At 63.2% G+C, this 25519-nt stretch carries 24 protein-coding genes and 1 riboswitch; of the genes, 13 read left to right on the forward strand and 11 right to left on the reverse strand.

What is annotated here, in order from left to right; genetic code table 11:
- Nucleotides 1-190 precede the first annotated feature (190 nt).
- The 5 genes from fabZ to WKI89_RS06040 are packed head-to-tail and all read left to right on the forward strand — an operon-like array spanning nucleotide 191 to nucleotide 5025.
- Nucleotides 191-634: a 3-hydroxyacyl-ACP dehydratase FabZ gene (fabZ, locus tag WKI89_RS06020; protein WP_337868271.1), complete on the forward strand. Its 444-nt coding sequence runs from the start codon at nucleotides 191-193 to the stop codon at nucleotides 632-634.
- Complete coding sequence (gene lpxA / locus WKI89_RS06025) at nucleotides 631-1416, forward strand: acyl-ACP--UDP-N-acetylglucosamine O-acyltransferase (protein ID WP_337868272.1); 786 nt, start codon at nucleotides 631-633, stop codon at nucleotides 1414-1416. The genes fabZ and lpxA overlap by 4 nt, the downstream gene beginning before the upstream one ends.
- A gap of 13 nt (nucleotides 1417-1429) precedes the next feature.
- On the forward strand, nucleotides 1430-2599 hold the full coding sequence (locus WKI89_RS06030; RefSeq protein WP_337868273.1) for a sugar synthetase: 1170 nt from the start codon (nucleotides 1430-1432) through the stop codon (nucleotides 2597-2599).
- Nucleotides 2600-2656: 57 nt separating this feature from the next.
- Nucleotides 2657-4330 (forward strand): ABC transporter ATP-binding protein, encoded by a 1674-nt coding sequence (locus WKI89_RS06035; RefSeq protein WP_337868274.1) that lies wholly within the window; start codon nucleotides 2657-2659, stop codon nucleotides 4328-4330.
- A 23-nt stretch (nucleotides 4331-4353) separates the two neighbouring features.
- Nucleotides 4354-5025, forward strand: coding sequence for an RNA-binding protein (locus WKI89_RS06040; RefSeq protein WP_337868375.1), 672 nt, complete (start codon nucleotides 4354-4356; stop codon nucleotides 5023-5025).
- A 3-nt stretch (nucleotides 5026-5028) separates the two neighbouring features.
- On the opposite strand, the gene WKI89_RS06045 is transcribed toward WKI89_RS06040, so the two are convergent.
- Entirely contained in the window at nucleotides 5029-5730 is a 702-nt protein-coding gene (locus WKI89_RS06045) for an alpha/beta fold hydrolase (protein ID WP_337868275.1), read from the reverse strand.
- A 184-nt stretch (nucleotides 5731-5914) separates the two neighbouring features.
- On the opposite strand from WKI89_RS06045, the gene WKI89_RS06050 reads away from it, so the two are divergent.
- The 3 genes from WKI89_RS06050 (at nucleotide 5915) to WKI89_RS06060 (ending at nucleotide 8986) form a co-directional block, all read left to right on the forward strand.
- The gene (locus WKI89_RS06050; protein ID WP_337868276.1) at nucleotides 5915-6700 is read left to right on the forward strand and encodes a DUF4388 domain-containing protein; all 786 of its coding nucleotides are present in this window, start codon (nucleotides 5915-5917) and stop codon (nucleotides 6698-6700) included.
- A 14-nt stretch (nucleotides 6701-6714) separates the two neighbouring features.
- Entirely contained in the window at nucleotides 6715-8097 is a 1383-nt protein-coding gene (locus WKI89_RS06055; RefSeq protein WP_337868277.1) for an amino acid carrier protein, read from the forward strand.
- A gap of 298 nt (nucleotides 8098-8395) precedes the next feature.
- Nucleotides 8396-8986 (forward strand): UbiX family flavin prenyltransferase, encoded by a 591-nt coding sequence (locus WKI89_RS06060; protein ID WP_337868278.1) that lies wholly within the window; start codon nucleotides 8396-8398, stop codon nucleotides 8984-8986.
- On the opposite strand, the gene WKI89_RS06065 is transcribed toward WKI89_RS06060, so the two are convergent.
- Nucleotides 8983-9765 carry an undecaprenyl-diphosphate phosphatase gene (locus WKI89_RS06065; protein ID WP_337868376.1) on the reverse strand — a complete coding sequence of 261 codons (783 nt, stop codon included), beginning with the start codon at nucleotides 9763-9765 and terminating at the stop codon, nucleotides 8983-8985. The genes WKI89_RS06060 and WKI89_RS06065 overlap by 4 nt on opposite strands.
- A 43-nt stretch (nucleotides 9766-9808) precedes the next feature.
- Between WKI89_RS06065 and ispD the strand changes: the two genes are divergently transcribed.
- The 5 genes from ispD to WKI89_RS06090 all read left to right on the forward strand — a co-directional run bounded on the left by ispD (nucleotide 9809) and on the right by WKI89_RS06090 (nucleotide 15947).
- Nucleotides 9809-10447, forward strand: coding sequence for a 2-C-methyl-D-erythritol 4-phosphate cytidylyltransferase (gene ispD / locus WKI89_RS06070; protein WP_337868279.1), 639 nt, complete (start codon nucleotides 9809-9811; stop codon nucleotides 10445-10447).
- Nucleotides 10435-11262, forward strand: a complete 828-nt coding sequence (ispE, locus tag WKI89_RS06075) for a 4-(cytidine 5'-diphospho)-2-C-methyl-D-erythritol kinase (protein WP_337868280.1) — start codon at nucleotides 10435-10437, stop codon at nucleotides 11260-11262. The genes ispD and ispE overlap by 13 nt, the downstream gene beginning before the upstream one ends.
- 34 nt (nucleotides 11263-11296) lie before the next feature.
- A riboswitch (TPP riboswitch) is annotated at nucleotides 11297-11393 on the forward strand.
- Between the two features lie 48 nt (nucleotides 11394-11441).
- Nucleotides 11442-12494 carry a thiamine ABC transporter substrate-binding protein gene (locus tag WKI89_RS06080; protein WP_337868281.1) on the forward strand — a complete coding sequence of 351 codons (1053 nt, stop codon included), beginning with the start codon at nucleotides 11442-11444 and terminating at the stop codon, nucleotides 12492-12494.
- A 220-nt stretch (nucleotides 12495-12714) separates the two neighbouring features.
- Nucleotides 12715-14256, forward strand: a complete 1542-nt coding sequence (locus WKI89_RS06085; RefSeq protein WP_337868282.1) for an iron ABC transporter permease — start codon at nucleotides 12715-12717, stop codon at nucleotides 14254-14256.
- A gap of 407 nt (nucleotides 14257-14663) precedes the next feature.
- On the forward strand, nucleotides 14664-15947 hold the full coding sequence (locus tag WKI89_RS06090) for an NAD(P)/FAD-dependent oxidoreductase (protein ID WP_337868283.1): 1284 nt from the start codon (nucleotides 14664-14666) through the stop codon (nucleotides 15945-15947).
- A gap of 180 nt (nucleotides 15948-16127) precedes the next feature.
- On the opposite strand, the gene WKI89_RS06095 is transcribed toward WKI89_RS06090, so the two are convergent.
- From WKI89_RS06095 to WKI89_RS06135, 9 genes are all read right to left on the reverse strand, one after another.
- Nucleotides 16128-17195 carry a 3-dehydroquinate synthase family protein gene (locus WKI89_RS06095; RefSeq protein ID WP_337868284.1) on the reverse strand — a complete coding sequence of 356 codons (1068 nt, stop codon included), beginning with the start codon at nucleotides 17193-17195 and terminating at the stop codon, nucleotides 16128-16130.
- Complete coding sequence (locus WKI89_RS06100) at nucleotides 17176-17721, reverse strand: shikimate kinase (protein WP_337868285.1); 546 nt, start codon at nucleotides 17719-17721, stop codon at nucleotides 17176-17178. The genes WKI89_RS06095 and WKI89_RS06100 overlap by 20 nt, the downstream gene beginning before the upstream one ends.
- A 132-nt stretch (nucleotides 17722-17853) precedes the next feature.
- Nucleotides 17854-19005 carry a chorismate synthase gene (aroC, locus tag WKI89_RS06105; RefSeq protein ID WP_337868286.1) on the reverse strand — a complete coding sequence of 384 codons (1152 nt, stop codon included), beginning with the start codon at nucleotides 19003-19005 and terminating at the stop codon, nucleotides 17854-17856.
- Nucleotides 19006-19215: 210 nt separating this feature from the next.
- Nucleotides 19216-20748 carry a secretin N-terminal domain-containing protein gene (locus WKI89_RS06110; protein WP_337868287.1) on the reverse strand — a complete coding sequence of 511 codons (1533 nt, stop codon included), beginning with the start codon at nucleotides 20746-20748 and terminating at the stop codon, nucleotides 19216-19218.
- 11 nt (nucleotides 20749-20759) lie between these two features.
- On the reverse strand, nucleotides 20760-21836 hold the full coding sequence (locus WKI89_RS06115) for a hypothetical protein (RefSeq protein ID WP_337868288.1): 1077 nt from the start codon (nucleotides 21834-21836) through the stop codon (nucleotides 20760-20762).
- Nucleotides 21833-22489 carry a type 4a pilus biogenesis protein PilO gene (gene pilO / locus WKI89_RS06120; protein WP_337868289.1) on the reverse strand — a complete coding sequence of 219 codons (657 nt, stop codon included), beginning with the start codon at nucleotides 22487-22489 and terminating at the stop codon, nucleotides 21833-21835. The genes WKI89_RS06115 and pilO overlap by 4 nt, the downstream gene beginning before the upstream one ends.
- Nucleotides 22470-23132 carry a flagellar protein FliT gene (locus tag WKI89_RS06125; protein WP_337868290.1) on the reverse strand — a complete coding sequence of 221 codons (663 nt, stop codon included), beginning with the start codon at nucleotides 23130-23132 and terminating at the stop codon, nucleotides 22470-22472. Before WKI89_RS06125 ends, pilO begins: the two co-directional genes overlap by 20 nt.
- Nucleotides 23125-24261, reverse strand: coding sequence for a type IV pilus assembly protein PilM (pilM, locus tag WKI89_RS06130; RefSeq protein WP_337868291.1), 1137 nt, complete (start codon nucleotides 24259-24261; stop codon nucleotides 23125-23127). Before pilM ends, WKI89_RS06125 begins: the two co-directional genes overlap by 8 nt.
- A 238-nt stretch (nucleotides 24262-24499) precedes the next feature.
- Nucleotides 24500-25507 carry an isocitrate/isopropylmalate dehydrogenase family protein gene (locus WKI89_RS06135; protein ID WP_337868292.1) on the reverse strand — a complete coding sequence of 336 codons (1008 nt, stop codon included), beginning with the start codon at nucleotides 25505-25507 and terminating at the stop codon, nucleotides 24500-24502.
- Nucleotides 25508-25519: the final 12 nt, after the last annotated feature.

The following is a 25519-nucleotide window of genomic DNA, read 5'->3' on the forward strand; positions in this document are numbered from 1 at the left end:
GGCCCGGTCGTTTGCAGGTTTCCTGGCGCGGGTGAACCTGATTCTGCTGGTGCACAACCTCATCCGCAGCCGTCTTCTGCTCAGGATGGCGGGGGTGGAAGGGTAGACTGCAGGTAGCACACGAAGGGATGTCATGTAGGACACCCAACCAACGTCATCCGAGGGGGGCCTTACCCCTTAGTATTAAGCCGTGGACATTTACGAAATCCTCAAGTTCCTTCCGCACCGCTACCCTTTTTTGCTGATTGACCGGGTGCTGGAGGCCGACGAGAAGCGTTTTCGGGCCTTGAAGAACGTATCGTTCAACGAGCCGCACTTTCAGGGCCATTTCCCCAGCTACCCCATCATGCCAGGGGTTTTGTTGATCGAGGCCATGGCCCAGGGTTCGGTGGCGGTGGTGACCAAACAGCCGGAATTCAAGCCAGGCGGGCTGGTGTTTCTGGTGGGGGTGGAGGAAGCCCGCTTCAAGAAGCCGGTGGTTCCGGGCGATACGCTGATTCTGGAAGGGGAACTGCTGGCCTACCGGCGGGGCTTAGGGAAGGTAAAGGTCGAAGCCAGGGTAGAGGGCGAGTTGCGGGCCGAGGCCACCCTGACCTTTGTGCTGCGCTCCGATACGGGAGGCGCTGCCTCGTGAGCCGGGTTGCCATACACCCCACCGCGGTGGTTTCCCCCAAAGCCCATCTGGCCCCGGACGTGAAGATTGGCCCGTATGCGGTGGTGGAAGGCCCCTGTGAGATAGGGCCCGGGGTGGAGCTGGGGCCTCATGTGGTCATTCACCCGTATGTGCGGCTTCTGGCCGGGGTCAAGGTGGGGCCCCACTCGGTGCTGGGGGGCATCCCGCAGGATTTGAGTTTCAAAGGGCAGGAGACCGGGCTCGAGGTCGGGGAAAACACCGTCTTGCGCGAAGGGGTGATCCTGCACCGCTCCACCAAAGAAGAAGCGCCCACCCGGATCGGCGCGGGCTGCTACCTGATGGGCCATGTGCACGTGGGCCACGATGCCCAGGTGGGTGACGGTGTGATTCTGACCCAGAGCGTGGCGGTGGCCGGGCACGTGGAGATTGGCGATTATGTGGTGGTGGGGGGGCTGGCCGGTATCCATCAGTTCGTGCGGATCGGCACCCGGGCCATGGTAGGGGCCCTCTCCAAGTCCACCCGCGATATCCTGCCCTTTAGCCTGGCCGACGGCAGCCCGGCCCTGCACTACCGCCTCAACACGGTGGGGCTGCGCCGGGCCGGTATCAACGGCGAGCGCTACCGGGCCCTCGAGCAGGCCTTCCGGGCGGTGCGCGAGGGTCGCCCCCTCGAGGGCTTGCCCAATACCGAAGAGGTGCAGATGCTCAGAGCCTTCCTGGCGGCGCCTTCCAGGCGTCACCTCTCGGGCTTTGTGCGGGGCGAGCCGGACTTTCAGGGCTGAAGTCGAACCCAAGATGCTGGATGAAATTCTGCTATTGACCAACGGCCCCGGCGAGCTTTCGACCTGGGTGCCGCCGGTGCTGACACGCCTGCGGCGGCAGGTGCCCGGGGCCCGCATCGAGCTGTTCCTGATCCGCGACCAGTTCGCCGCCGGAACCGAGCAGACCAAGGCCGAAGCACTGCAACTGGACGCCCTCTCGGGCCGCTCGGCGCTTTTGCGCCGGCTGCTGGCGCGCAAGACAGGCCGCCGTGGGCTGGTGCTGTTGCTGGGGGGGGCGCCCCGCGACGCGGTGCTGCTGAGCCGGGCCACGGGCTACCCGGCCTTTTCCTATACCTTCGATGCCAGGGCCCATCACCCCGGCTTGCGGGCAATGCTGGTGGACTCCGAGCGCACCAAGGCGGCCATGCAGGCTCGAGGAGTAAACCCGGCCCGCATAGAGGTGGTGGGCAACCTGGTGGTGGACGCCCTCCACGAAGCACCGGTGGCCCCTGCCCCAGCCGCCGATGTGCTCCTGCTGGCCGGTAGCCGCCCCTTTGCGGCCCGCTACCTGCTGGGGTTCTTGCTGGCGGCGGCCGAGCAGATGGCCCAAGCGCGGCCCGACCTGCGCTTTGCCTGGGTGAGGAGCCGCTTGCTGCCGGAGGCGGTGGTGGCCGAGGCGCTGGAGGGTGGGCTGGTGAAGGAGCTGGGCGGGGTGGGGGCCCGCTGGGTGGGGGATCGCCTGCAGACCTCCGGGGGCCTCGAGGTTCTGGTGCTGGATGAGCCCCAGCGCTATGCAGCCATGCGCCGCGCGCAGTTGGCGATTACCATTCCGGGAACCAACACCCTCGAGCTGGCCCTGGCCGGCCTGCCCTCGCTGGTGCTGCTGCCCCTGCACAAGCCGGAGATGCTGCCGCTGGAGGGCCTCTGGCACTGGCTCTTGAGCGGGCCGGGCCTCCGCAGCCTCAAGCAGCGCTTCGTCTGGCGGCTGGCGGCGCGCCTGCCCCACCTGGCCCTGCCCAACCAATGGCTGAATGAGCGGGTTTTCCCCGAGTTGCGCGGGGTTTTTAGTCCGGCCGAGGTGGCCTCTGCGGGCCTCGAGCTGCTCGAGCCCCGGCGGGCCCAGGATGTCCGGGCCCGGCTAAAGCGCCTGGACGCCCGGCCCGGAGCCGATAAGCTGGTGGAGTATGTGCTGGCCCACTGCTGAGGCCCGGCGACGGCTTAGAAATTCCGGCAGCGGTGAAACCCCACCACGCTTTCTTCCATGAACCTTCTCCGGCTACTGCGTCCCTTTTTGCCGCAAATCCTGCTGGCGGCCGGGCTGGCCTTGCTGCCGGCGGCGGCCCAGGCCTGGCTGCCGACCCTGGTGGTCAAGCCGCTGTTTGATCAGGTTTTGTCGGGGCAGTGGGAGCGGCTCGGGGCGGTTTTATGGGCGGGGGCGGGTTTGTTGGCGGTGCTGGTGGTGAGCGGATACGCGCTCGAGGCCTTTATAGGCTACCTTTCCCTCAAAATTCCGGCGGTCTGGCGGGAGCGGGTATTCGAGCGATTGCTGCAGGCCGACCTGATGGCCCTGCCGGCCTCCTCGGGCGGGCTGACTGGGCGGCTGGTGGCCGATCTGAAGGAGCTCGAGGGCTTTCTGTTCTACAGCCTGGGGGGGCTGCTGGTACAGGGGATCTTGCTCCTGGCCTTGCTGGCTCAGCTCTTGCTGCACTACGCCCAGCTCACCTTGTACCTGCTGCTGCTACTTCCGCTCATGGCCTTGCTGCTGGGCTGGATTGGGGCCTGGGTGACCCGCTACAGCCGGCGAACCCAGGCCGCTATGGAGCGCCTGGCCGCCCGCATGGCCGAGGGGTTCGGGCGGCTGGAGCTGATCCGGGCCCTGGACTTGCAGGCCTTTGTGCAAATGCGCTTCCGGCACAGCAACCAGCAGCAGTACCGGCTGGGGCGCACCCGGGCCCTGATCGCGGCCCTCAACCTGCCCCTGGGCCAGCTTGCCACCACGCTGCTGCTGGGCCTGCTGCTGGCCTTGGGGGTGGGGGCGGTGCAACGGGGGCAGATGACCCCCGGCGACCTGACCGCCTTCCTCACCCTGTTGGGGCTGGCGGTGACCCCCCTGCAGCTCCTGAGCCGGATCGGTGCTGGGTTCGCCCAGGCCGAGGGGGCTGCGGCCCGCCTGGTGGAGCTGCTCGAGCTACCCCCGGCCCCGGCCATGGGGCAGCTCCGACCCCAGACCCTGGCGGGGGGCCTCGAGCTCTGCGACCTCAGTTTCGCCTACCCCGGCAGCCCAACCACCCTACAAAACCTCAACCTGCGCATCGCGCCGGGCTCCTTCACCGCCATTGTGGGCCCTTCGGGGGCGGGCAAGAGCACCCTGCTGCGCTTGTTGCTGGGCCTGTACCGCCCCAGTGCGGGGCAGGTCTTGCTGGATGGCCGCGCGCTGCACAGCTACGAGGCCGGGTGGCTGCGAGCCCGCATGGCCTGGGTTCCGCAGGAGCCCCTACTGTTCGCCGGAACCGTACAGGAGAACCTGGCCGCGCTGGCCCCCGGCGCCCGCCCAGAAGCCATGCAGCAAGCCCTGGATACCGTGGGCCTGGGCCGGGAAATTGGCCTGCAAACCCCGCTCGAGGACGACGGGGGCGGGCTCTCGGTGGGGCAGCGGCAGCGCCTGGCTATTGCGGCGGCTTTGCTGCGGGAGGCTAAAGTTCTGTTGCTCGACGAGATTACCAGCGCTCTCGACCGCACCAGCGAGGGGCAGGTGATGGCCGCCCTCGAGGCCGCCCGTCCGGGCCGCACGGTGATCGTGGTGGCCCACCGCCTGGCCACTGTGCAGCACGCCGATCAGATCGTGGTGATGGAAAAGGGCCGGATCGTGCAGGTGGGCAGCCATGCCGAGCTGATGGGTTCGCCCGGCCTCTACGCGGATTTTTGGAGAAGTTGACCAAAGCCAGCCTTACCGAAAGGATGGACGCTATGCAGGAATACATAAAGAAAGCTCGAGGGGGCCGGGTGGTACAGACCCCCTTTCTGGAGGCCCTTGCGCTGGAGGAGCTCCGCCGGCAGGCTAGGCAGGAGGGGCTTGGTCTCCAGACCTTCGGGGGCCTGCCCATGGCCTCGAGGCAGGTGGCGGTGCTCTTCCCCGCACACATCCCTGCGGTATCCGACCCCACCACGGTGGTCTTCTTGACCTTCGAGGGCGACCTCGAGGCCCTGGAAGATAGGCTGCACGCGCTGCTGGGGCCGGGGTTGCTGGGGGATCTCGAGGAGACCCAGGAAGGCTTCCTGCTGGCCACCCTCCCCAAAGGCCTCAAAACCCTACAGGAAGCCGGCTTCCAGGCCCAAGTGGCCGCGCCCGAGCAGTTGCCCAGAACCCGCGAGCGCACCCGCAGCGTGGTGGTGCCCAGCCTGCGGGTGGATGTGGTGGGGGCCAAGGGCTTTGGGGTCTCGCGCACCTACTTTGCCCAGGGGGTCAAGGCCGGCAAGGTCAAACTCCGGGGCAAGACCGCCTCGGCCAAGGACGAGATAACCGAGGGCGACCACCTGCTGGCCGAAGGGCTGGGGAGCCTGGTGGTGAAAAAGGTGCTGGGCCAGACCAAGCGGGGCAATGTGAAGCTCGAGCTCGAGGTATCCCGATAATCTTTACACCGACGCACCGATCAGCTTTTCTTGCAGCCAGGCTGCGATATCGTCGGAAATCTGCTGGGCCAGCGGATCTAGGAGCATATCGTGCTGGCTGGGATAGACGCGGTACGCCTTATCGGGGCCCCCAATGAGGTCAAAGTAGCGCCGCACCTCGGCTTCCGGCACGGTGTCGTCGTGGGCGGCCTCGAGCACCAAAGCCGGGGCCCAGACCCTGGGCAAAAGCTCGGGAACCCGCTGCTGGAGCGCAATTAACTGAGCCAGGGCCGAGGTCGGAAAGTTGGGGTAGTTGGGGCTTTGCGCACGCCGCCTGGCTTCTTCGGCGGGGTCGGTGCTCTTAGCCCAAGGTTTGATGTGGTGAAGCAAAGGAGCCAGGTAAGCCAAGCGGTTCTTGAAGCCCAAGGCCGGGGCCAGGGCCACCAGGGCGGCGGTTTTGTGCTCGGCGGCCAGCCAGCCGGCCAGCAGCCCCCCCATCGAGAGGCCTACCACTGCCCTGGGCTCGGGGAGTGCCCGATAGGCCTCGCGGGCGGTCTGGAGCCAGTCCTGCCAGCGCACACCGCGCAGGTCTTCGGGCCGGGTGCCGTGGCCGGGCAGGGTGGGCTGGGCCACGGTAAACCCAGCCTTGCGCAGGGTTTCGGGGAGCGGCCCCATGGTCAGGGTGGGGTGGGAGGTAAAGCCGTGCAAAACCAGAACACTCGACATGGGCAGCTCTTAGCATATCGCAAACCCTGCCCAGCTTCAGAGGGGGGAGAGCCGTTGTAATCCTGTTCTGGTCGGATACTTGGCTCATTTGAACCAACCTATATCGCTCCGTGCCATTACAATGGCCTTGTTGTGCCCGATTGTATGAGCGAGAGCGGGTTTTGAAGCTACGGGAGGCTGGAACGTGCTGAGTGGAAACCTGGCGGAGTTTCCCCTTTTAAGGCTTCTGGAGACCCTGATGGGTGCGGCCAGGGGCGGGGCGTTGTTCATCGAGCACCCCCAGTTCTCGGGCCGCATCTATCTGCACGGGGGATACCCGGTGCACGCCGAAGCGGGCTCGCTGCGGGGTTTGGAGGCCCTCGAGCTGCTGGCCGGTATCCAGTCGGCCCCGTTTCGCTTCGAGTCCGAAACCCAGACCCAGGAGCGCAGCATCGAGCCCAGCCTCGAGACCCACCACCTGATTCTTCACCAGTTCGAAGCCTGGAAGGAGATCAACCTGCCCGATAACTGGGGGTTGATGCTGGCAAGCCGCCCAGCCTCGAGCCAGACCCAACTGAGCCCCCTCGAGGTGGGGGTACTCAACCTGGCCCAAGGCCAGAGCCTGGCCCAGGCCCTGATGAACCGCCGGCTCTCACCCCTCGAGACCGCCCAGGTGCTGGATAAGCTGCTGCGTCTGGGGCTGCTCGAGGCGCGTTTACGCCTGGAAATCCAACCCGAACCGCTGGTGGTACTCTCTTTGTACGGTGGAGGGCAGGGGGTAGCTGTGATAGACGAAGATCTATTCGCCCACTGGCAGGGTCTCATGAGTCAACCGTTCCTTGTACGGGTACGTACCAAAACCCAAGAGGTCACCCTGCGGCCCGAGCCCCGCGTCCAGATGCAGGGCCGCCTGGGGCTTTTCGAGCGCGATCTGCGCCAACTGCGTCTCAGCCGCGGTGTGCGTGTCGAAGTCTGGCCGGAGATCGGCTAAAACAAGGGCAAGCTATGGATATTCTTGCGTTCAACGAGGTTGTCAATCGGGCTGTTTATGGCGAATGGATGATGCTGCTCTTCATCCTGGTGGGCCTTTACCTATCGTTTCGCACGGGTTTTCCCCAGTTCAGCCGGCTGGGTATTGCGCTGCGCGAAACCCTCGGGGCCATTCGGGAGCGCTTCCTGAGCTTTGGGGGCCAGATCACGCCCTTTCAGGCTGCCATGGTCGCCATGTCTGGAACCATCGGAACCGGCCACATCATCGGTATGGTGGGGGCGGTCGTCATCGGAGGGCCAGGTGCGGTGCTGTGGATGTGGGTTGCCTACCTGGTGGGCATGGCCACTAAGTTTGCCGAGGCCGTCCTGGCCGTTCATTTTCGCCGCCAGTACACCGATGGTTCGGTGCTGGGCGGGCCGATGGTCTACATTCGCTATGGGCTGGGCAAGCGATTGGCCTGGTTGGCGGCGCTGTTTGCCCTTTTCACAGCCATTGCCGCTTTTGGGATCGGCAACCTTTCGCAAGCGGGCGCGGTAGGCACTGCTTTCGCACAGGAATTCAATGTGCCACCGGCCATCACCGGGGTGTTGCTGGCGGTGCTGGTGGGAATCTTGCTGGCGGGCGGCATTCGCCTGATTGCCTGCTTTGCCCAGGTGATCGTACCACTCAAGCTGGGGCTGTTTTTGCTAGGGATTCTCCCGCTGCTCTTCATCCACATCGGCGATGTGCCCGGTGCGCTGGCCCTGATTGTTTCCTCGGCCTTTAGCTTTCAGGCGGTGGCCGGAGGAGCCGCTGGAGCCGCCTTTTCGCTGGGCTTGGTCGAAATCCTCAAAGCGGGGGTCGGACGGGGGATTTTCGCCAACGAAGCCGGGCTGGGTTCGGCGGCCATCGCCCACGCACAAGCCCAGGTAGACCACCCGGTGCGGCAGGGCTTTTGGGGCCTGACTGAGATGCTGGTAAGCCTTTTTGTAACCACCCTGATGGCCCTGACCTTTATCGCCAGTGGTTTCTGGGAGCGCTTTTTGGGGGGTGACCGGGTGGAAGCCGCCCGCCTCCTGTTTGCCGAACACCCGCTGGGGGTGGCAATGCTCGGGCTGATTCTGGCGGTCTTTGCCCTGGGAACCATGGTTTCCTGGGGCTTCTATGGCGAGGAAGGGGCGGCCTATCTCTTTGGCGAAGGCATTCGCTGGCCCTACCGCCTGACCTTTGTGGCCTTTGCCTTTGTGGGGCCGCTGGGGGGTCTGGCCGCCCTCACCAGTGTGGCCGATACCCTCAATGGCCTGATGGCGATTCCCAACCTGATTGCCCTGATCGCGCTGGGGGGTCTGGTGGGCCGGCTGGTGCGGGAGTTCTTCAGCGGGCTACCCTGGCAGCCACCCAAAGAAGAAGACGAATAGAGCACCCTCTATAACCATCAAGCAAAATTGCCAACTTGATGGCTGATACGCATTTCGGCAGTATCGTTCCCTTCGGCAAGCCTAAACGATACTACCGAAATGCTTTTCTAATCCCTTCGGTCGGCTTGAATCCTTCACCTCTAACTGCGGCGGGCGGTGAAGGATTCAAGCGGAAACGGTATCATCTGGGGGTCACGTCTGTGAAGGCTGCGACTATTCCTTTGGTATAGCTCGAGGCCGCCTTGGCTACGCAGCCCCGACTGCTTTTGCAAAACCTGCTGGCCTGTAAACTCAGAACATGAGTCTACCCAAGCGTCTGGTGGTGGGGCTTTCGGGGGCTTCGGGGATGCCCTACGCGCTCGATCTGTTGCAGACCCTGCGCCGAATCCCCGATCTGGAGGTTCATCTGGTGATGACCCAGGGGGCCAAACGGGTGCTGGTGGAGGAAGCCGAGGTGTCCCTCGAGGCAGTCGAGGCCCTGGCCCAGGTGGTGCACCGCAGCAGCGACCTGGGCGCGGCGGTGGCCTCGGGCAGTTTTCGCACCCTGGGCATGGTGATTGTGCCTTGCAGTGCAACGACCCTCTCCAAGGTGGCCTATGGCCTGGCCGACAACCTGCTGACCCGTGCAGCCTACGTCACCCTCAAGGAGCGTCGTCCGCTGGTACTGGTTCCCCGCGAAGCGCCCTTGCCCCTGCCCAGCCTGGAAGCGATGGTCAGGGCGGCCCAGGCCGGGGCTACCATTCTGCCGGCGGCTCCAGGGTTCTATCACAAGCCCCGGCAGATCGAAGACCTGCTGGCCTTCCTCACCCAGCGCATTCTGGATTTGTTTGGGCTCGACTACCCCCGTGCCCCGCGCTGGAAGGAGCTGGTGGAGCTCGAGCTCGACTAACGTAGGAAAAACACCCCGTACACGATGCCAATGATGATGCGGTAAATGGCAAAGGGCACGAAGCTATTGCGGCTCACGAAGCCCAGCAGCCAGCGCACCGTCAGTAAGGCCACCGTAAAAGCGGTGAGGAAGCCCACCGCAATAAGACCCCAGCTATCGGCACGAAACTCGTTCAGGTTGCGCAAAAGCGAGAATCCGGTGGCCGAGAGCATGGTCGGGACGGCCAGAATGAACGAGAACTCGGCGGCTGCGCGGCGCGAGAGCCCCAGGGCCATACCCCCCACAATGGTAGCCCCGCTGCGGGAGACCCCCGGCATCATGGCGAGGGCCTGAAACAGGCCAATGAGCACGGGCTGGAGTAGGGGCATCTGGTTCACGTCGTCGTAGCGCTTGTGGCGCTCGAGCCAGCGATCCACAAACAACAGCAGCACCCCCACCCCAATCAGGTTAATAACCACAATCAGATCGTTGCCCAGAAAAACGTTCTCGATTACATCGGCCAGCAAAAACCCCAGAACGCCGGTGGGAATAAAGGCCACCAAAATGCGTTTCCAGACTTCCATATCGCGCAGGAAGCGCTTGAAATAAAGGGCCAGCACGGCCAGAATCGCCCCGAGCTGAATCACGATCACGAAACTCTTGATGAAGGGGTCGTTCTCGATATCCAGGCCCATCAGGTGCGCCGCCAGGGTGAGGTGGCCGGTGGAGGAGACCGGCAGGAACTCGGTCAGGCCCTCTAAAACCCCCAGAATAAAAGCCTCAAAAATCGTCACGCCCATGAGGATACCACGCATACTCCACAAATACGGTACGATTCCAGGCGTGAAGGTTTCGGTGCTGTTGCCCGCTGCCGGTTCGGGCCAGCGAATCGGGCGAGGCCCCAAAGCGTTTATCGAGGTGGGCGGCAAGACCCTATTGCAATGGGCCCTGGAGGGCTTTGCCTGGGCCGACGAAATCGTGGTGGCGCTGCCTTTCGGACACCATCTGGATGTACCCGGCCTCAAGGCTGTTTTGGGCGGCCAGACCCGCCAGCAAAGCGTGTTCAACATGGTGCAGGCGGCCACCGGTGAAATTGTGCTGGTGCATGATGTGGCCCGGCCTTTTGTGGTGCGCGAGGCGGTCGAGCGCTTGCTTTGCGAGGTGCGTCGTTCGGGTGCAGCCACCCTGGCGGTGCCGGTACCCGATACCCTGGTGCAGGAGCAGCAGCGCCAGTACGGCGCGGTCATTCCCCGTGAGCACTACCGGCTGGTGCAGACCCCCCAGGGCTTCCGGCGCGAGCTCTTGTGGAAGGCGCACCTCGAGGCCCAGGCAGAAGGTCTGGAATTCACCGACGATGCCCAGTTGGTGCGGTCGCTGGGGCATCCGGTGGCGCTGGTGGAGGGCGACCGGCGGATGTTCAAGGTAACCTATCCCGAAGACCTTATTCTGGCGGAAGGGCTGGCCCGGACATGGAAGTCCTAGCCCCTGCCAAGGTTAACCTGGGGCTCTCGGTTCTGGGCCGGTTGCCTAACGGTTACCACGCGCTGCACACCATTTTTGCCGTGCTGGCGGTGGGCGATGTCCTGCATTTGGAGACCCTCCCGGAGGGTATCGAGCTGGAAGTGCGCGGCTCCGACCTGCCGGCCAACACCGACAACCTGGTCTACAAAGCAGCCGCCCTGTACCTGGGCGCGATGGGCTGGCGCGGTGGGGTTCGGGTGGTGCTGGAGAAAAAGCTGCCCCTGGCCTCGGGTCTGGGGGGTGGTTCCTCCGATGCGGCTGCGGTGCTGCGGGCGCTTGCAGAACTTTACCCGGCCCCCCTCGAGCTCCACACCCTGGCCCTGCAACTGGGGGCCGACGTACCCTTTTTTCTGGGTGGGGGGCTGGCCGAGGGGCGGGGGGTGGGTGAGCAACTCACGCCCCTTCAACCCTTAGGGGCCCATCTGGTTCTGGTCAATCCGGGCATTGCGGTACGGGCCTCCGATGCCTACCGGCATCTAAAGCCCGAGGAGTGGCAGCCCGAGCTGGACGTACCGGGCATTCTGGGCGCGGTTCGGGCAGGCGCCGAGCCCCCCTACTGGAACACGCTCGAGGGGCCGGTGTTTCGCCTACAGCCCTTTCTGGAGGAGCTGAAACTAGAATTGCGGCGGGCCGGCCTCTTTGGGGTCCTGATGTCCGGTTCGGGCTCGACGCTCTTTGGACTGGCCCGCGACGCCGACGAGGCTCAGTTTGCCGCACAGAAACTAAAGGCGCGCTATCCTGGGTTCTGGATTGTGGCGACCCAGACCGTGCGCTGATTCTTTGCAAATATAGCCGGGGGTCGTATCATCAAGGTGTCACCGGGGGTGCTTGCGCCGCGCAAGCTGAGAAATACCCTTGGAACCTGAATCGGCTAGTACCGACGTAGGAAGCGTGACACGGGCCGTTGGCTCACCGCTCAGGTTCATTCCCCTCCCGGTGACAGGAGGGGATTTTTATGTGGATAAGGTTGTGGATAACTGTTCTGCTGGCCCTGGGGCTCGCGATGGCCCAGGCCCCCACCCTCACCGTTCTGACCCACGATAGCTGGGCTCTGGACAAAAACCTGATTGCCCAGTTCGAGCGCCAGTCGGGGATTCGCCTGCGCTTTCTGAAGGGGGGCGATGCTGGGGTGATGTTGAACAAAGCCATCCTGAGCCGGGGCGCGCCCATCGCCGATGTGATCTATGGCTTCGACAACACCCTGCTCTCGAGGGCCCTTCAGGCCGATATCTTGCAGCCCTATCGCTCCCCCGAACTGCCCAACCTGCGTCCCGAACTCCTGCTCGACCAGACCTTCCGCGCCACCCCGGTGGACTTTGGCTATGTGGCCCTCAACTACGACCGGGGTTACTTCCAGAGCAAACCCCTGCCCCAGCGCTTTACCGACCTAGCTTCGCCGGAGTTTGCCCGGCTCCTGGTGGTGCAGAACCCCGCGACCAGCTCGCCGGGGCTGGCTTTCTTGCTGGCCACGGTAGCGACTTTTGGTGAAGATGGTTATCTGGGCTTTTGGGAAGACCTGCGCAAAAACGGGGTGCGGGTGGTGAGTGGCTGGAGCGATGCCTACTACACCCACTTTACCCGCGCAGGGGGAGACCGCCCGCTGGTGGTCTCGTACAGTACCAGTCCGGCCGCGGAGCTTTTCTACAGCGAGGCCAAACCCAAGCCCGCGGAGCCGCCCACCGCCAACCTGTTTCTACCGGGCAGTGCTTTTTTCCAGGTCGAGTATGTGGGCATCCTCAAAGGCACCCGCAACCAGCGGGCGGCGGAGCGGTTTGTGGACTGGCTGGTTTCCAGGGCAGCCCAGGAAAACATCCCCACCCAGATGTGGGTCTACCCGGCCCGTCGCGATGCAGCCCTGCCGGAGGTCTTCCGCTGGGCTCAGGTTCCACCCCAGCCTGCACGCATGGCTCCCAGGCAGATTGCAGAAAACCGCGAGCGCTGGATACGGGAGTGGACGCAAGTGGTGGTGCAGGGGCAGAGCGCCGAGGCGGTCAAGGCCCGTCGTTAGGCTGCGGTCGGAAACACGTCTGTGGTTTTATGTAAAATCGGGTTACTGCCGCGGCGTGATACCGGATACAATGGAGCATTTATCGCACAAAACCCGATAAGGCGGTTCTTTTGATGCTGGAGTACGCGTTGGTGTATGGTCATATAACAGCCGAATCTGGTTGGAGCGTTGGGGAAAGAAGGCTTGGAGGAACCGTTTCCCAACTCGCAGAGGGTCGGCTTTGATCACGCGTCCATCCTCGATTGCTGCGCTCCCGGTGCTGGTGTTTTTGGCGCTGGCGCTGGTCTACCCGCTGGGGCGAATCGTGGCCCTGGGTTTTGGCGAGGGCTTGCAGGTGGCGTTTGCCAACCCCCACTACTGGTCGCGGCTCGGCTGGAGCCTAGCCTACGGGCTGGGCTCCTCGCTCTTGTGCATTGGGCTGGCTTTGCCGCTGGCCTATGCTTTTCGGTACCGCTTTTTCGGGCGGGATTTGCTGCTGGGCTTTTCCACCGTGCCTTTCGTGCTACCAACCATCGTGGTGGCCATGGGGTTTCTCAGCCTGGTGGGGCCCAACGGCCTGCTGGGCCTCAACCTCTATGGCAGCCCCTGGGTGCTGTTCTGGGCTAGCTTGCTCTACAACCTGGGGCTGGTGCTGCGACCGCTGGTGGCCTTGCTGCCGAACCTGCAAGCCCCTTTGGCGGCAGCCCGTACCTTAGGGGCCTCGCCCCTGCGCGCCTATCGGCGGGTGGGGGTTCCGCTGCTTTTGCCTGCGCTGCTTTCGGGTGGGAGCCTGGTGTTTTTGTACAGCTTTACCAGCTTTGGGGTGCCGCTGCTTCTGGGGGGGCCCATGTGGGCGACGCTCGAGGTCGAGACCTACAACGCCCTGGCCCTGCGGCTGGCCTTCCCCGAGGCTACCGCCCTGGTGCTGATGCAACTGGGGGTGACGCTGGTGGTTTTGCTGGGCTACCTGCGGCTGCAAGCGCAATGGGCCCTGGGCCTGGGGGGTTATGGCGCACCCTTGCCCCTGGCGCCCAAAACCGCCTGGATGGTGGCGGCAGGGGTATGGGGGTTCTATTTGGTGCTTTACAGCCCCTTGTGGAACCTGCTGCTGCGAGCCCTCGAGCGGCCCACAGCCTGGGTTAGCGTGTGGAGCAACCTCGAGTTTACGCCCGGTAGCCTGGCCCTTTTCAACACCCTGGGATTTGCCGGGCTGGCGCTGCTGCTGGTGCTGCCGCTGGGCACTTTGTATGCCTATGCGGCCTGGCGAGGCCAGCGCTGGCTCGATCTGCTGGGCCTGCTGCCCTTGACAATCTCACCGGTGGCGATAGGGCTGGGCTACTTGCTGGCTTATCCGGGGTTGCGGGGTTCACTGGCGGTTCTGATTGCAGCCTACGCACTGCTCAGCTACCCCTTGCTGGCCAGGGTACTCCTGCCTGCCTTGCAAACCATGCCCAAAGAGGTAGTGGAGGCAGCCAGGGTACTGGGCGCGGGCCCCTGGCGCCGGTGGGTACGGGTAGAGTGGCCCCTGGTGCGAACCGCTGCCCTGGCAGGCGTGGCGCTGGCGCTGGCGGCTATTCTGGGAGAGTTCGGTGCAACCCTGACCCTACAGCGCCCGGAGTGGGCCACCCTTTCGGTGGCCATCTATGAGCGGCTGGGCCGTCCGGGGGCACTGCCGTTTCAGGAGGCGGTGGTGCTGGCGGTGGTGCTAATGGGGTTGTGCATGGCCCTGCTCACCCTGCTGGAACGGGGTTTTGAGCAGAGGAGAGCGCGCGGAGGGGTTTGATGATCGATTCGGGTAGTTCATGGTTGTTGCGATCTCTGGAAAAGAGGCGGAATACCCATTGTTCTTACCTTTCTCCGATACGTGATACGCATTTCGGCAGTGTCGTTCACTTTTGAAAGCCTAAACGATACTGCCGAAATGCTTTTCTACTCCCTTCGGTCGGCTTGAATCCTTCACCTCTGACTACGCATGGCGGTAAAGGATTCAAGCGGAAAGGGTATGAATCGCTGTCGTGAAGCCATATTTCTTACTAAAAACGGATAGGGTATTTCCCAATACAGACACTTTAGAGGGGTTCAAAATGTAATGGAAGTTCCTCGACTTCTTGTGAAAAGAAGTACAATCAAGCGGGTGGGACAAAAGTCCTTGGGCTAAAAGTCAAGGCGATGTTCCAGGGGAGGCTGCGGATGGCGAACAAACACGTGGTGGTGTTGGGAGCTGGCTTTGTGGGCCTGCACGCGGTGCGCGAGCTTGCCCGCGAACCAGGGGTGCAGGTCACGCTGGTAGACCGCAACAACTATCACCTGTTCCAGCCCCTTTTGTATCAGGTGGCCACCGCCGGCCTCGAGGCCCCCCAGATTGCTTTTCCAGTGCGGGCTTTCCTCCGCAGACACAAGAATGCCCGTTTTCTGCTGGGTTCCGCCGAGGGCGTAGACCCCCAGGCCAAGATTTTGTGGGTTGAAGGACGCCCGGTGGCATACGACTATCTGATTGTGGGCACCGGCACCCGTACCAACGACTTTGGCCTGCCGGGCGTGGCCAGGTATGGCTATGGCCTCAAAGACCTCGACGACGCCATGAAAATCCGCGACCGGATTCTCTCGGCCTGTGAGGAAGCGGTGCGTACCCCCGACCCCGCGAGGCGCAAGGCGCTATTGACCTTTGTGGTGGTGGGGGGTGGGCCTACCGGGGTGGAGCTGGCGGGGGCGCTGGGAGAAGTGCGCCGACATGTGGTCTCGAGGGACTATCCCGACCTCGACCTATCGGAGCTTCGGGTTATCTTGGTCGAGAACAGCCACCGACTATTAGAGACTTTCGCGCCCTCGTCGGCCCAGTACGCACAGCGCTTCCTGGAAAAGCTAGGGGTGGAGCTGATGTTGGGGGAGCGGGTGGTGGAAGTATCCCCCGATGCTGTCCGGTTGCAAAGCGGCCTCACCCTACCAAGCTTTACCGTGGTATGGAGCGCTGGAGTGACGGGGCAGGCGCTGCCCGGACTAACTGCCACTAAAGGGAATCGCATAGCTACTACCCCTGAGCTATATGTACCCGACCATCCTTCGATTTACGTGGCGGGTGACTTGAACTATTTGGAATATCGGGATGGCCGCCCCCATCCCCAGGTGGCCCCCACCGCCATGCAGCAAGGAGCGTTGGCTGCCCGCAATATCTTGCGCGAGTTGTACGGGCAAGAGAAACGACCCTTCCAGTACAAGGAAAAAGGCAATATGGCTACCTTGGGGCGCAGCCATGCCATCGCCGAGATCGGCAACCTGAAAATGCGTGGCTTCCTGGCCTGGGGGGCCTGGCTGGCGGTGCACCTTTACTACCTGATTGGCTTTCGCAACCGCATGATGGTGCTTTCCAACTGGGCCTACAGCTATTTCACCTACGACTATGCGGTGCGCATCATGCACAACCGCCACAGTTTTCCCGCACCCCTCGAGCCCGTGGAGGAGCCGGTACAGCTGTAATGCTCCCTCTGTACAGGAGGAACCCTCAACCCACAAACCGCTTCATACGCATTTCGGCAGTATCGTTCACTTTGGCAAGCCTAAACGACACTACCGAAATGCTTTTCTACTCCCTTCGGTCGGCTTGAATCCTTCACCTCTGACTGCGCATGGCGGTAAAGGATTCAAGCGGAAAGGGTATCACGCTTGCTCGGCTGCGGTGGGTTTGGATGCTTCACTCGCCAGCGCAGCCACCAGGCTAAGGAATTCTTCGTAGCAACCCAGCAGCACTTCCTGCAACACGGGGTGAATCTCGAGCCAGCCCATATCCTTGGGCACCACCCAGTTGAGGGCCTTGCCCACCTTTTTCTTGTCGCGGCTCAGGAAAGGGGTCAGGTCTTCCCAGCTAAAGCGGGGGGGTGGGGGCGGGGAGAGCCACCGCAAGAACTTCAGCACCGTGGGTACCAGGTCGGTGCCGCCGTGGGCGCGCCCCAGCAGCGCAGCGAACAGGAGGCCATAGGCCACCGCGATCCCGTGGGGCATCACCCCGTAGGTGGCGCCCTCGAGGGCATGGGCCAGGGTGTGTCCTAGGTTGAGCTTGCGGCGCTCGTTTTGCTCGGTGGGGTCGGCCTCCACAATTTGCAGCTTGACCGCGATGGCGCGGGCCAGGTAGTTCTCGAAACCTTCCCACTCCAGCGAGAGCGGCTCCACGTTCACCAGCGTCTCGTCCCCCGCGATAATGCCGTGTTTGAAGGCTTCCACCAACCCTTGTTTGAAGATATGGGGTGGGAGGGTTTTGAGGGTCTCGAGGTCGGCATATACCCCTTCTGGGGCGTGGAAAGCCCCCACCAAATTTTTGCCTTCGGGCAGGTTGATACCGGTCTTGTTGCCCAGCGAGGCATCCACCATGGCCAGGGTGGTGGTGGGAAGGCTGATATAGTTCACCCCACGCAGATAGGTGGCGGCAATGAACCCGCCCAGATCGGTCAGGCTACCGCCGCCCACCACATAGAGCGTGGTATCGCGGGGGAGGGCCTGTTCGGCCAGCCACGACAGGGCCTTGCCGTAGGTCGCCAGGCTCTTTACGCTTTCGCCGCCGGGAAGGCCCAGTCCCGCCGAGATCTCCAGACGGGCTGCGAGCTTTTTGGCATAGTCCTGTACGGCCAGATCGAAGATCATGGCCCTGGGGCCGGTGGCCTGGGGTACCTCGAGGTCGAACCCGATGTGGATCGGGTAGGGAATGGGGTGTCTAATCTTGAGCTTCCGCATAATCCCACAATCGTTCAATAATTTCGTCTACTACGTCGGGAATCCGTCTGCCATCGGTAGAGACGTGCAAGGTGGCCTGGCGGTAGATGGCCTCGCGTTCGGTCAGGAGCTTCTGGATACGCTCAAAGGGGTCGAGGTTGTCGAGCATGGGTCGTTGCCCCGGTCGGCGGCTGATCCGCTCGAAGATGGTTTCGGGGCTGGCCCACAGCGCCACCACCGGCCCTCGCCGCAACAGCCGCGCGCGGTTTTCCGGGTTCACAAAGGTGCCCCCTCCCAGCGAGAGTACCAGAAAATCTTTCTGGGTAAGTTCGTTTACGGCCTCGGCCTCGAGCTGACGAAAGGTGGGCTCTCCCAGGTGGCGGAAAATATCGGCAATCGAAAGCCCCATCTCGCGCTCGATGTAGCGATCCAGGTCTATAAAGTGCAGCACCAGTTCGCGGGCCAGTTCCCGTCCGATGCGACTCTTGCCCACCCCCATGAAGCCGGTCAGGGCCACCCAGGTCACAGGACGCTCGATCTCGATCATAAAGCGGCCCCAGGCTCCAACAGCGCCGGGAAGGCCCGACAGAAGCCAAAGAAGAAACCGGGTGCAGGGTGAACCCCCCCTCTATTTCGTTGTCGGTTGAAATCGAGTTTTTTCACCAATCACGAACCCTTTCTAATACCTCAGTATCCGCTCTTTGTAGCGTTCAACCCTCTCAACCAACTCCCCCAGGGTGTCGCCGCCAAATTTTTCCAGATAGGCCTGGGCCAGCACGATGCCTACCAGGGCCTCCACAATCACACTGGCTGCCGGAACCGCGGTGGTGTCGGAACGCTCGCGGGCGGCATCGGCGGGTTGGTGGGTGACCACATCCACGGTGGGCAGCGGCTTCATCAGGGTAGCGATGGGTTTGAGGGCCGCCCGCACCACCAACTCTTCGCCGGTGGTCATGCCTGCCTCGGTACCGCCTGCCCGGTTGCTCTGGCGGTAGTAGCCTTGGCTGGGCTCCCAGTAGATGGGGTCGTGAACCTGCGAGCCCGGCTTCATGGCGTTGCCAAAGCCGGTGCCAATCTCTACCCCTTTGATGGCCGGGATGCTCATCACCACCTGGGCGATGCGCCCATCCAGCTTGCGCTCCCAGTGCATCTGCGAACCCAGCCCCATCACCAGACCCCTAAAACGCACCTCCACAATGCCACCCAGGGTGTCGCCGCTGGCCTTGGCTTCATCCACCCGGCGGATCACCTCGGCCTCGGCCTCTGGGTCGGTCATGCGCACGGGGCTCGCTTCAATTTGCTCCTTGAGGCTCCAATCAAACGGAACCTGGCTCCAGACCCCGGCCATTCCATCCACAAAGGAGGCGCTCTCTACGCCAAAACTCGCCAGCAGTTTGTGGGCGATGGCCCCTACGGCCACCCGCATGGCGGTTTCGCGGGCCGAGGCGCGCTCGAGCACATCGCGCAGGTCTTTGTGCCCGTACTTGACCCCCCCCGACAGGTCGGCGTGACCGGGCCGGGCCGCCGTGAGGGCTTTTTTGCGCGGCTCATTGCCAGGGGCCGGGTCCATGATCTCTACCCAGTTGCGGTAGTCGGTATTCTTGATCACCAGCGTGACCGGAGCCCCCGTGGTACGGCCCGCCCGCACCCCGCTGGCAAACTCCACCGTGTCGGTCTCGATCACCATCCGCCGCCCACGCCCATAGCCCCCCTGCCGCTTTTTCAGCCAGGGATTGATGTCTTCCACCGTGAGGGGTAGCTGGCTGGGCAGGCCCTCCACAATGCCGGTAAGCTGTGGCCCGTGGGATTCTCCCGCAGTTAGAAAACGCATGAACAAAATCTAGCACAACCTCAGGGTAACCCCAACAATAGAGGCGCCTCCTCGATCTACGAGCCCGCACTCGGTTCTTGCTCCGATGGAACCGCGCGAGCCGCTTTGCCCAGGCGCGTCCGAGGGTCACTCCCGACCTTTTGGGTCATTCACAAACGATTGATGTGAAAAAGCCGGAACAAAGCCCGGCTTTTGTGATGAGAGATATATCTAGCGCTGGGCTGCATCCTTGACGATGTTGCCGGTGATAATCACGATCAGCTCGTCGTCCTTGATGCTCGAGGTGCGTTGCTTGAAGAGTTCACCCAACAGGGGGATATCGCCCAGCAAGGGAACCTTGGTCTCGGAGGTATCGGTAACTTTCTGAATTAGCCCTCCCAAGACCACGGTCTGGCCGTCGCGGATGCGGAGCTTAGAGAGGGTGGTCTGTTGGGGGATGCGGATGCTGCCGGCGGGGCCATCGGCAGGGTCGCCGCCGGTCTGGGTAAAGACCTCGAGCAGGATATTCCCATCCGCCGAGATTTGCGGGCGCACCCGTACCAGCAGCCCGTAGTCGAACTCGCGTACGCTGACTTCTTCACCTAGGCGAATAGGGATTAGCAAGCGCCCGCCCACCTTGATTTCTGCTCCCCTTGCACCCGTAGCCCGCAGGTCGGAGGTATCGGCTCCATAGTTATCTTCAACCAGAACGTTGGCATCGCTCAGACGGCGGGACAACTGTTGCTTTTCCAGGGCATCCAGCACCGCCCGGATGTTGAGCGAGGCCAGGCTTCGGGTGGCATCAAAAATCAGGTTGAGCCCGGTGGAGAGGAAGCTGGCAATCAGGTTGCCACCCGAGACGGTCTCCCAACGGATGCCCAGGTTGCGAATCACTTCACCTTGTACGGCCTGCACCCGAATTTGCAGTTGGACTTGCTGAATCGGGCGATCCAGGGTGGGAATCAAGCGCTCGGCCAAGGCAATTTGGTCGGCAGAACCCGTCACGATAATCGTGTTGGTACGGGGCTCAGCCACCACCGTTACTTGGGGGGCCGCAGGTGCGGCAGCCTGGGCCTGGCCTTGGGCAGGGGCTGCTGGACCCTGGGCCTGGGCTGCAATGGCCTTGCCCAGCACGTCGGCCAGCTCGTTGGCACGGGCATGCGAGAGGGCGAAGGATTTCTGCACAACCGGAACAGCAGCTACGGTAGCCCTGGGCACATCAATGCGTTGCAGGATGGCCAGGGCCTCGGCTTGCTGGCGGGCTGTTCCAGTGATGACCAGGGCATTCTGCCCCGGGGCTGCCCGCACGGTAATGCCGGGCACCTCCTGCTGGATAAAGGCAGCCAGCGCTGCCGGGTCGCCTGAACGCACCTGGTAGAACTCGCGCACCACCGGCTCCCCGGGCTGGGGAGCGGGCTGGGCGGTCTGGCCGCGGGCCCGATCCACCACTTCTTTGGGCCCTACCACGATCACGTTGTTGTCGAGGAGAGCGTAGGTGATGCGCCCATCCCCATAGGTATTAATCAGCAAGTCCCATACCTGCCGGAAAGGCTTCTTGTCAATATCCGCAGTAACGTTAACGTTGGGAACATCGCGCAGAATCGGGGAGAGTCCTACGCTGCGGGCCAGGGCATCCAGTAGAGCGGGCAAGGGCAGGTTAACACCGATGTTGCTTACGGGCTGGTCGAAGCGGGCGTCCCTGGGCAGGGTACCCTGGGCCAGCGCCAGACTCAACACTACCAAAAGAGCTAGAAAACGCTTCATCTTCTCACCGCCTAGGGGTTATCCATCGTCAGGTTCAGGCTTTCCGAACCTTGTACCAAGAGGGCTTCTTTTGCGCTGAGGCTTCGCAGCAGCACATCGCTGCCAGGGAGGGTGCGGCCGACCGGCAGTACCATGAACCCATCCTTGCTCTGGAAAATGGCCACGCTGGTGGGGCCCAGCACCACGCCCGAGAGCTTCAGGTTCTGCTCGCGCACGAAACGGGCCAGGCTGCTTTCCTGAACAGCCTCCTGCCCTCGAGCCGGGTTGCTGCGGGGCTCGAGCACCTGGGTGAGCCGGGCGTCAATTTCGGCTCGAGCGAAGTCCAGGTTCCCGCTGCCGCTGGCAGCCGTGGTAGCAGGAGTATCCAGATCCAGAGCTGCCGCTTCCTTAGGCGTTTCGCTGGCAGCGGTGGTCAGTTCGCGGTCCAGAGGAGCCAGTCGGATGGGTAGCGAGCCAGAACCCAGGCTAACCACACTCGGCAAGTTGGTGCGAGAAGTTCCTTGGGCCAAGCGGGCCTGACCGGAAGGAGCTGGAGGCGTTGCGGAGGTAGAGGGCGAGGTGACCCCTGGTGTGGGCCGGGTGCCCGGCAAGCTGGGGCGTGGCAGCGGCGTAGTGGGTTGGCGCACCTGCACCCGGGCGGTCTGGCTGGGGATGGGTTGCGATGCAACGGGGGTGGACGCTGGGCGGCTGACGATGGCCGGCGCGGGTTGGGCTGGCTGGGCCACCGCAGGCGGCACGGTTTCAACCACCAGCGGCACGAAGGGGTTGGGCGGTACCGTCACTCGAGGCCGGGTCAAAGCTGCGCTGGCAGCGGCTTGCCCCTGATTCTCCTGCTCGGTGGGTCGGGCGGCTTCCGTGACCAGGAAGGGCAGTGGGAGCACCTCGAGCGGCCGCGCAGTGGTGGCCGGCGCTGTGCTAGGCGCGGTTGGGGTGCCCACCGGTGCAGGGGTGGGTGTGGGGGTGGTGGGCTGCTGTGCGGTCTGGCTGGGGCGGAAGAAGCCCAGATACCAGGTGGCCACTGCCCCCACCAACAGGGCCGCCACCAAAGCCACTTTGGCAGATTGAGGCATGCGCTGGAGGAAGTTCATGGCCGACCTCCCGGCTGACCGGGTTGGCCAGGTTGCGCCGGTTGTCCACCCTGGGTGGCAGGCTGGGCCTGTCCGGTATAGGTGTATACCGTCATGGTCAGGCTGGTGTTGATGGTGGGGTTGTTGGCTTGGGCCACGGTGGCGGCAGGGCCGCTACCCCCCAGGGTGAGGTTCAGCCCCGAGATCGTAGCGAACCGCTGGAAGCTCTCGAGGTTGCGCAAGAACACATACAGCTCGGGGAAAGGGGATTCAACCTGCATGGCCAGGTTGGTGGCCCGCACGTTGGCGACCCCCTGGTTGTCGCCGGCACCCCGGCTGAGGGTGCGCAAAACCACACCACTTTCGCGGGCCTGCTGGGCCAGCGAGGCCAGCACCCGACCCAGTTGCTCGGTGGGGGGCAGTTCGCGCAAGAACTGCTGGCGCTCGGCATCTAAGCGAGCGATGGTTTCACGCAGTTGGGGCAGGGCCCGCTGGGCCGCGCGGCCGCGATCCCGTTCGGTGGTCAGGCGATCTACTTCGGCCTGAATCTCCGGGATGCGGTTTTGCAGGGGCTGGGTGACCAGGAAGTACCACATCACCCCCAGCAGCAGCGCTGCCACAATAGCCACAATGGCCCACTCGCGCTGGCCCATTCTAGCGAGAAGAGCTACCACTGCCTTCACCTCCTGTCGCGTTGGCGGTGGCCTGGGGTTGGCTCACCAGGCCCACCGTGGCCCCGAAGGTGTAGAGCTGCCGTTGTTGGTCGAGGTTGGCGTTCTGGAAGTTGATGCCAAACCGGGGCGAGGTCTCGAAAGCCTCCACAAAGCGAATGAGCGCGTTCTGACCGATGGCTTCGCCCTGGAGGTTGAACTCCACGTTGACGGGTTTGCCGTCGTAGACCCCGTTTTGTACGTTACTCTGGGTCTCCTGCGGGGTAAGCGCTTTGGTGCCGATGCTGCGCAGGGCCACCCCAAAGCGACGGCCTTCGCGGGGGATTTGGTTGATAACCTGGGCCAGGTTGTCCGACCAGGGCACATAGCGTTCGCGCAACTGGTTGCGCACCGAGAGCAGTTGCTCGAGTTCACGCTGCTGCTGATTGAGGCGGTTTTGCTCTGCGATGAAGGGCCGTAGCACGTCCACCTCTACTTGTAACTGGTCGCGCTGGTTCTCCAGGGCCTGCACCCGGGAGAGGGTGGAGAAGTGGAGGAAAGCGACCGTCCCCAGCACTGCCAGTACCACGGCAGCCGCAGCCAACCGCCACCAGCCCGGCTCGACCCGGCGGCGCAGGTTTTTGGGGAGGAGGTTGAGCTTAATCAAGTGGATTCACCCCCCGTAGCGCCAGACCCACCGGCACTGTGAACTCGGGCGAGAGGCCGCGCAGATACTCCAGATCGAAACGGCTCTTGTCAATCTGGATGCCCTGCCAGGGGTCGGCGATTTCCAGTGGAATGCCCAGCGTGTCGGCCAGCAGCGGTACTAGGCTGCGCAGTTTGCTACCACCGCCTGCCACAAAACCCTGGTCTACCCCCAGATCCCCCACCTGCACCCGGAAGAACTCCAGGCTTCGGCGCAGCTCGGTGGTGAGTTCGACCAGCACCGGGCGGATGGCATCGTACATGCGGGCCGGATTGAAGCGTTCACGCTCGGCGTCAAAGTCCAGGAGCAGGTCTTCGTCTTCGGTGGGGATGGTGGCCAGACCATAATTTTTCTTGGCATCCTCGGCAGCTACCCCATCGAGGTTGAAGGCTTTGGAGATGGCAGCGGTGAAGTCTTTGCCCGAGAGGTTGATGACCCGGTTCAAGAGCAGCCGCTCGCCGCGGGTCAGCACCAGGGCAGAGGACTCGGCCCCTATCTCGAGGAATAGCGTGATGGGCTCTCGGTCGGTGGCCACCAGCCGGTTGTCCAGGGTGCGTAGGCCGGCGAAGGGCTTTACATCAATGATGAGCGGCTCGAGCCCAGCCGCCTTGAGGGCCTCGACCAGACTGGCCACGGTTTCTTGCCGGGCCGCCCCCACCACCACATCCATCTGCTCGCCCTCCGGGATGGCCTCTAGTGGGTCCAGGGGGGCGTAATCCAGCACCACCTCGTCAATGGGGAAGGGGATGTAGCGCTCGGCCTCCCAGCGTACGGCCTCTTCCAACTGTTTGATGGGCATCTTGGGCACTTGCAAGGTACGGGTGATGACCGCTAGGTTGCTGGCCGCCGTGACCACGTACCGTTTGCGGGTGCGCATCTCAGCCAGCATCTCTTTGATCACATCGGCCAGCGCCCCTGGTTCGATAATTGAACCTTCCTGAATAACCCCCGGAGGCGTGGGCCTGATGCTCAGGTTCTTCAGGCTGGGAGGAGTTCCGGACAGCTCAACCATCTTGATGTTGGCCGATCCAATCTCGAGACCAAGTGCCTCGACCCTGGGTCTCAGCAACCCGCCAAAAAAATCACGCACGCTGCCCCCTTTCCCACATAAATCTCAAACTATGTGTCAGTATAGCACGGTAAATCTGCGTAGCAGCGCTCATATTGCCCACTTTAGCCCAGGTCTTAACCTAAAGACGGTGCATTTGAACATTGCTTCTTAACCAAAACCCCAAGGGGGGCTTGTAATGCAGGGCGATGGGGCGTTATCAACGGAGTTTTTGCCTCGGGTGGGGTTGTTCCAGTGGAGTGGGAGGACTCCGGGTTTCTCATAAAACCCGGGCTACCGCCTCGGCAAACTGCAGGGTAGTGGCGTTGCCGCCCAGGTCGGGGGTGCGGGGGCCCTGTTCCAGCACCTTGTCTACAGCAGCTTCCACCCTGCGGGCGGTCTCGTGCTCGCCTAGGTGATCCAGCATCATCACTGCCGACAGGATGGTGGCGGCAGGGTTGGCGATGCCCTTTCCGGAAATATCCGGCGCGCTGCCGTGCACCGGCTCAAAAACTGCGTGGTCGGTGCCGATGTTGCCGCTGGCTGCAATGCCCAGCCCGCCCACCAGCCCGGCGGTGAGGTCGGAGATGATATCGCCAAACAGGTTGGTGGTCACGATCACATCGAAGCGCTCGGGGTTGCGTACGAGCTGCATGGCGCAGTTGTCAATGATGATGTCCTGGGTTTTGACCTCGGGGAAGCGGGCGGCTTCGGCCAAAACGGTGTTCATGAACAGACCCTGGGTCACCGGGAGTACGTTGGCTTTGTGGGCCACGTGGAGTTGCTTGCGGGGCCGGCTGGCTGCGAGCCGTGCTGCATACGCGCCGATGCGGGTGCTGGCCTTGCGGGTTATCACCGTATCGGCAATGGCAATCTCGCCCCCCAGATAGCTGCGCTCTTGCTCTACATACAAGCCTTCGGTGTTCTCGCGCACCACAATCAGGTCCACGCCAGGGCGTGAGCCTGGCACGGGGTGGTGTTTGGCCGGACGCACGTTGGCGAACAGGTCGAGCTTGCGCCGCATGTAGCGGATGGCCCCGAAGAAGCCCGGCACCTTCTGGGTAGGGCTGGTGGCGGCACCAAACAGGGTGGCGTCGGTATGGGTCACGGCCTCGAGGGTCTCCTCGGGCACCGAGATACCTATTCGCTCGAAGGTCTCCCAGCCCGCCTGGGCCTCGACAAACTCGAGCCCCAGTCCGGTGGCCTCGAGCACCAGCTTGGTTGCGGGTATCACTTCGTGACCGATGCCGTCGCCTTCGATTAGACAGATTTTGTAGCTTTTGCTCATGCTATCACCGCG

The sequence above is a fragment of the Meiothermus sp. genome (assembly GCF_037443965.1).
Classification (GTDB): domain Bacteria; phylum Deinococcota; class Deinococci; order Deinococcales; family Thermaceae; genus Meiothermus.

Excerpts from the sequence above, each read along its gene's own strand:
- WKI89_RS06030 (WP_337868273.1), top strand. The coding sequence starts at position 1,430 with ATGCTGGATGAAATTCTGCTATTGACCAACGGCCCCGGCGAGCTTTCG.
- WKI89_RS06035 (WP_337868274.1), top strand. The coding sequence starts at position 2,657 with ATGAACCTTCTCCGGCTACTGCGTCCCTTTTTGCCGCAAATCCTGCTG.
- WKI89_RS06040 (WP_337868375.1), top strand. The coding sequence starts at position 4,354 with ATGGACGCTATGCAGGAATACATAAAGAAAGCTCGAGGGGGCCGGGTG.
- WKI89_RS06045 (WP_337868275.1), bottom strand. The coding sequence starts at position 5,730 with ATGTCGAGTGTTCTGGTTTTGCACGGCTTTACCTCCCACCCCACCCTG.
- WKI89_RS06055 (WP_337868277.1), top strand. The coding sequence starts at position 6,715 with ATGGATATTCTTGCGTTCAACGAGGTTGTCAATCGGGCTGTTTATGGC.
- WKI89_RS06060 (WP_337868278.1), top strand. The coding sequence starts at position 8,396 with ATGAGTCTACCCAAGCGTCTGGTGGTGGGGCTTTCGGGGGCTTCGGGG.
- WKI89_RS06065 (WP_337868376.1), bottom strand. The coding sequence starts at position 9,765 with ATGGGCGTGACGATTTTTGAGGCTTTTATTCTGGGGGTTTTAGAGGGC.
- ispE (WP_337868280.1), top strand. The coding sequence starts at position 10,435 with ATGGAAGTCCTAGCCCCTGCCAAGGTTAACCTGGGGCTCTCGGTTCTG.
- WKI89_RS06080 (WP_337868281.1), top strand. The coding sequence starts at position 11,442 with ATGTGGATAAGGTTGTGGATAACTGTTCTGCTGGCCCTGGGGCTCGCG.
- WKI89_RS06090 (WP_337868283.1), top strand. The coding sequence starts at position 14,664 with ATGGCGAACAAACACGTGGTGGTGTTGGGAGCTGGCTTTGTGGGCCTG.
- WKI89_RS06095 (WP_337868284.1), bottom strand. The coding sequence starts at position 17,195 with ATGCGGAAGCTCAAGATTAGACACCCCATTCCCTACCCGATCCACATC.
- WKI89_RS06100 (WP_337868285.1), bottom strand. The coding sequence starts at position 17,721 with ATGATCGAGATCGAGCGTCCTGTGACCTGGGTGGCCCTGACCGGCTTC.
- aroC (WP_337868286.1), bottom strand. The coding sequence starts at position 19,005 with ATGCGTTTTCTAACTGCGGGAGAATCCCACGGGCCACAGCTTACCGGC.
- WKI89_RS06110 (WP_337868287.1), bottom strand. The coding sequence starts at position 20,748 with ATGAAGCGTTTTCTAGCTCTTTTGGTAGTGTTGAGTCTGGCGCTGGCC.
- WKI89_RS06115 (WP_337868288.1), bottom strand. The coding sequence starts at position 21,836 with ATGAACTTCCTCCAGCGCATGCCTCAATCTGCCAAAGTGGCTTTGGTG.
- WKI89_RS06135 (WP_337868292.1), bottom strand. The coding sequence starts at position 25,507 with ATGAGCAAAAGCTACAAAATCTGTCTAATCGAAGGCGACGGCATCGGT.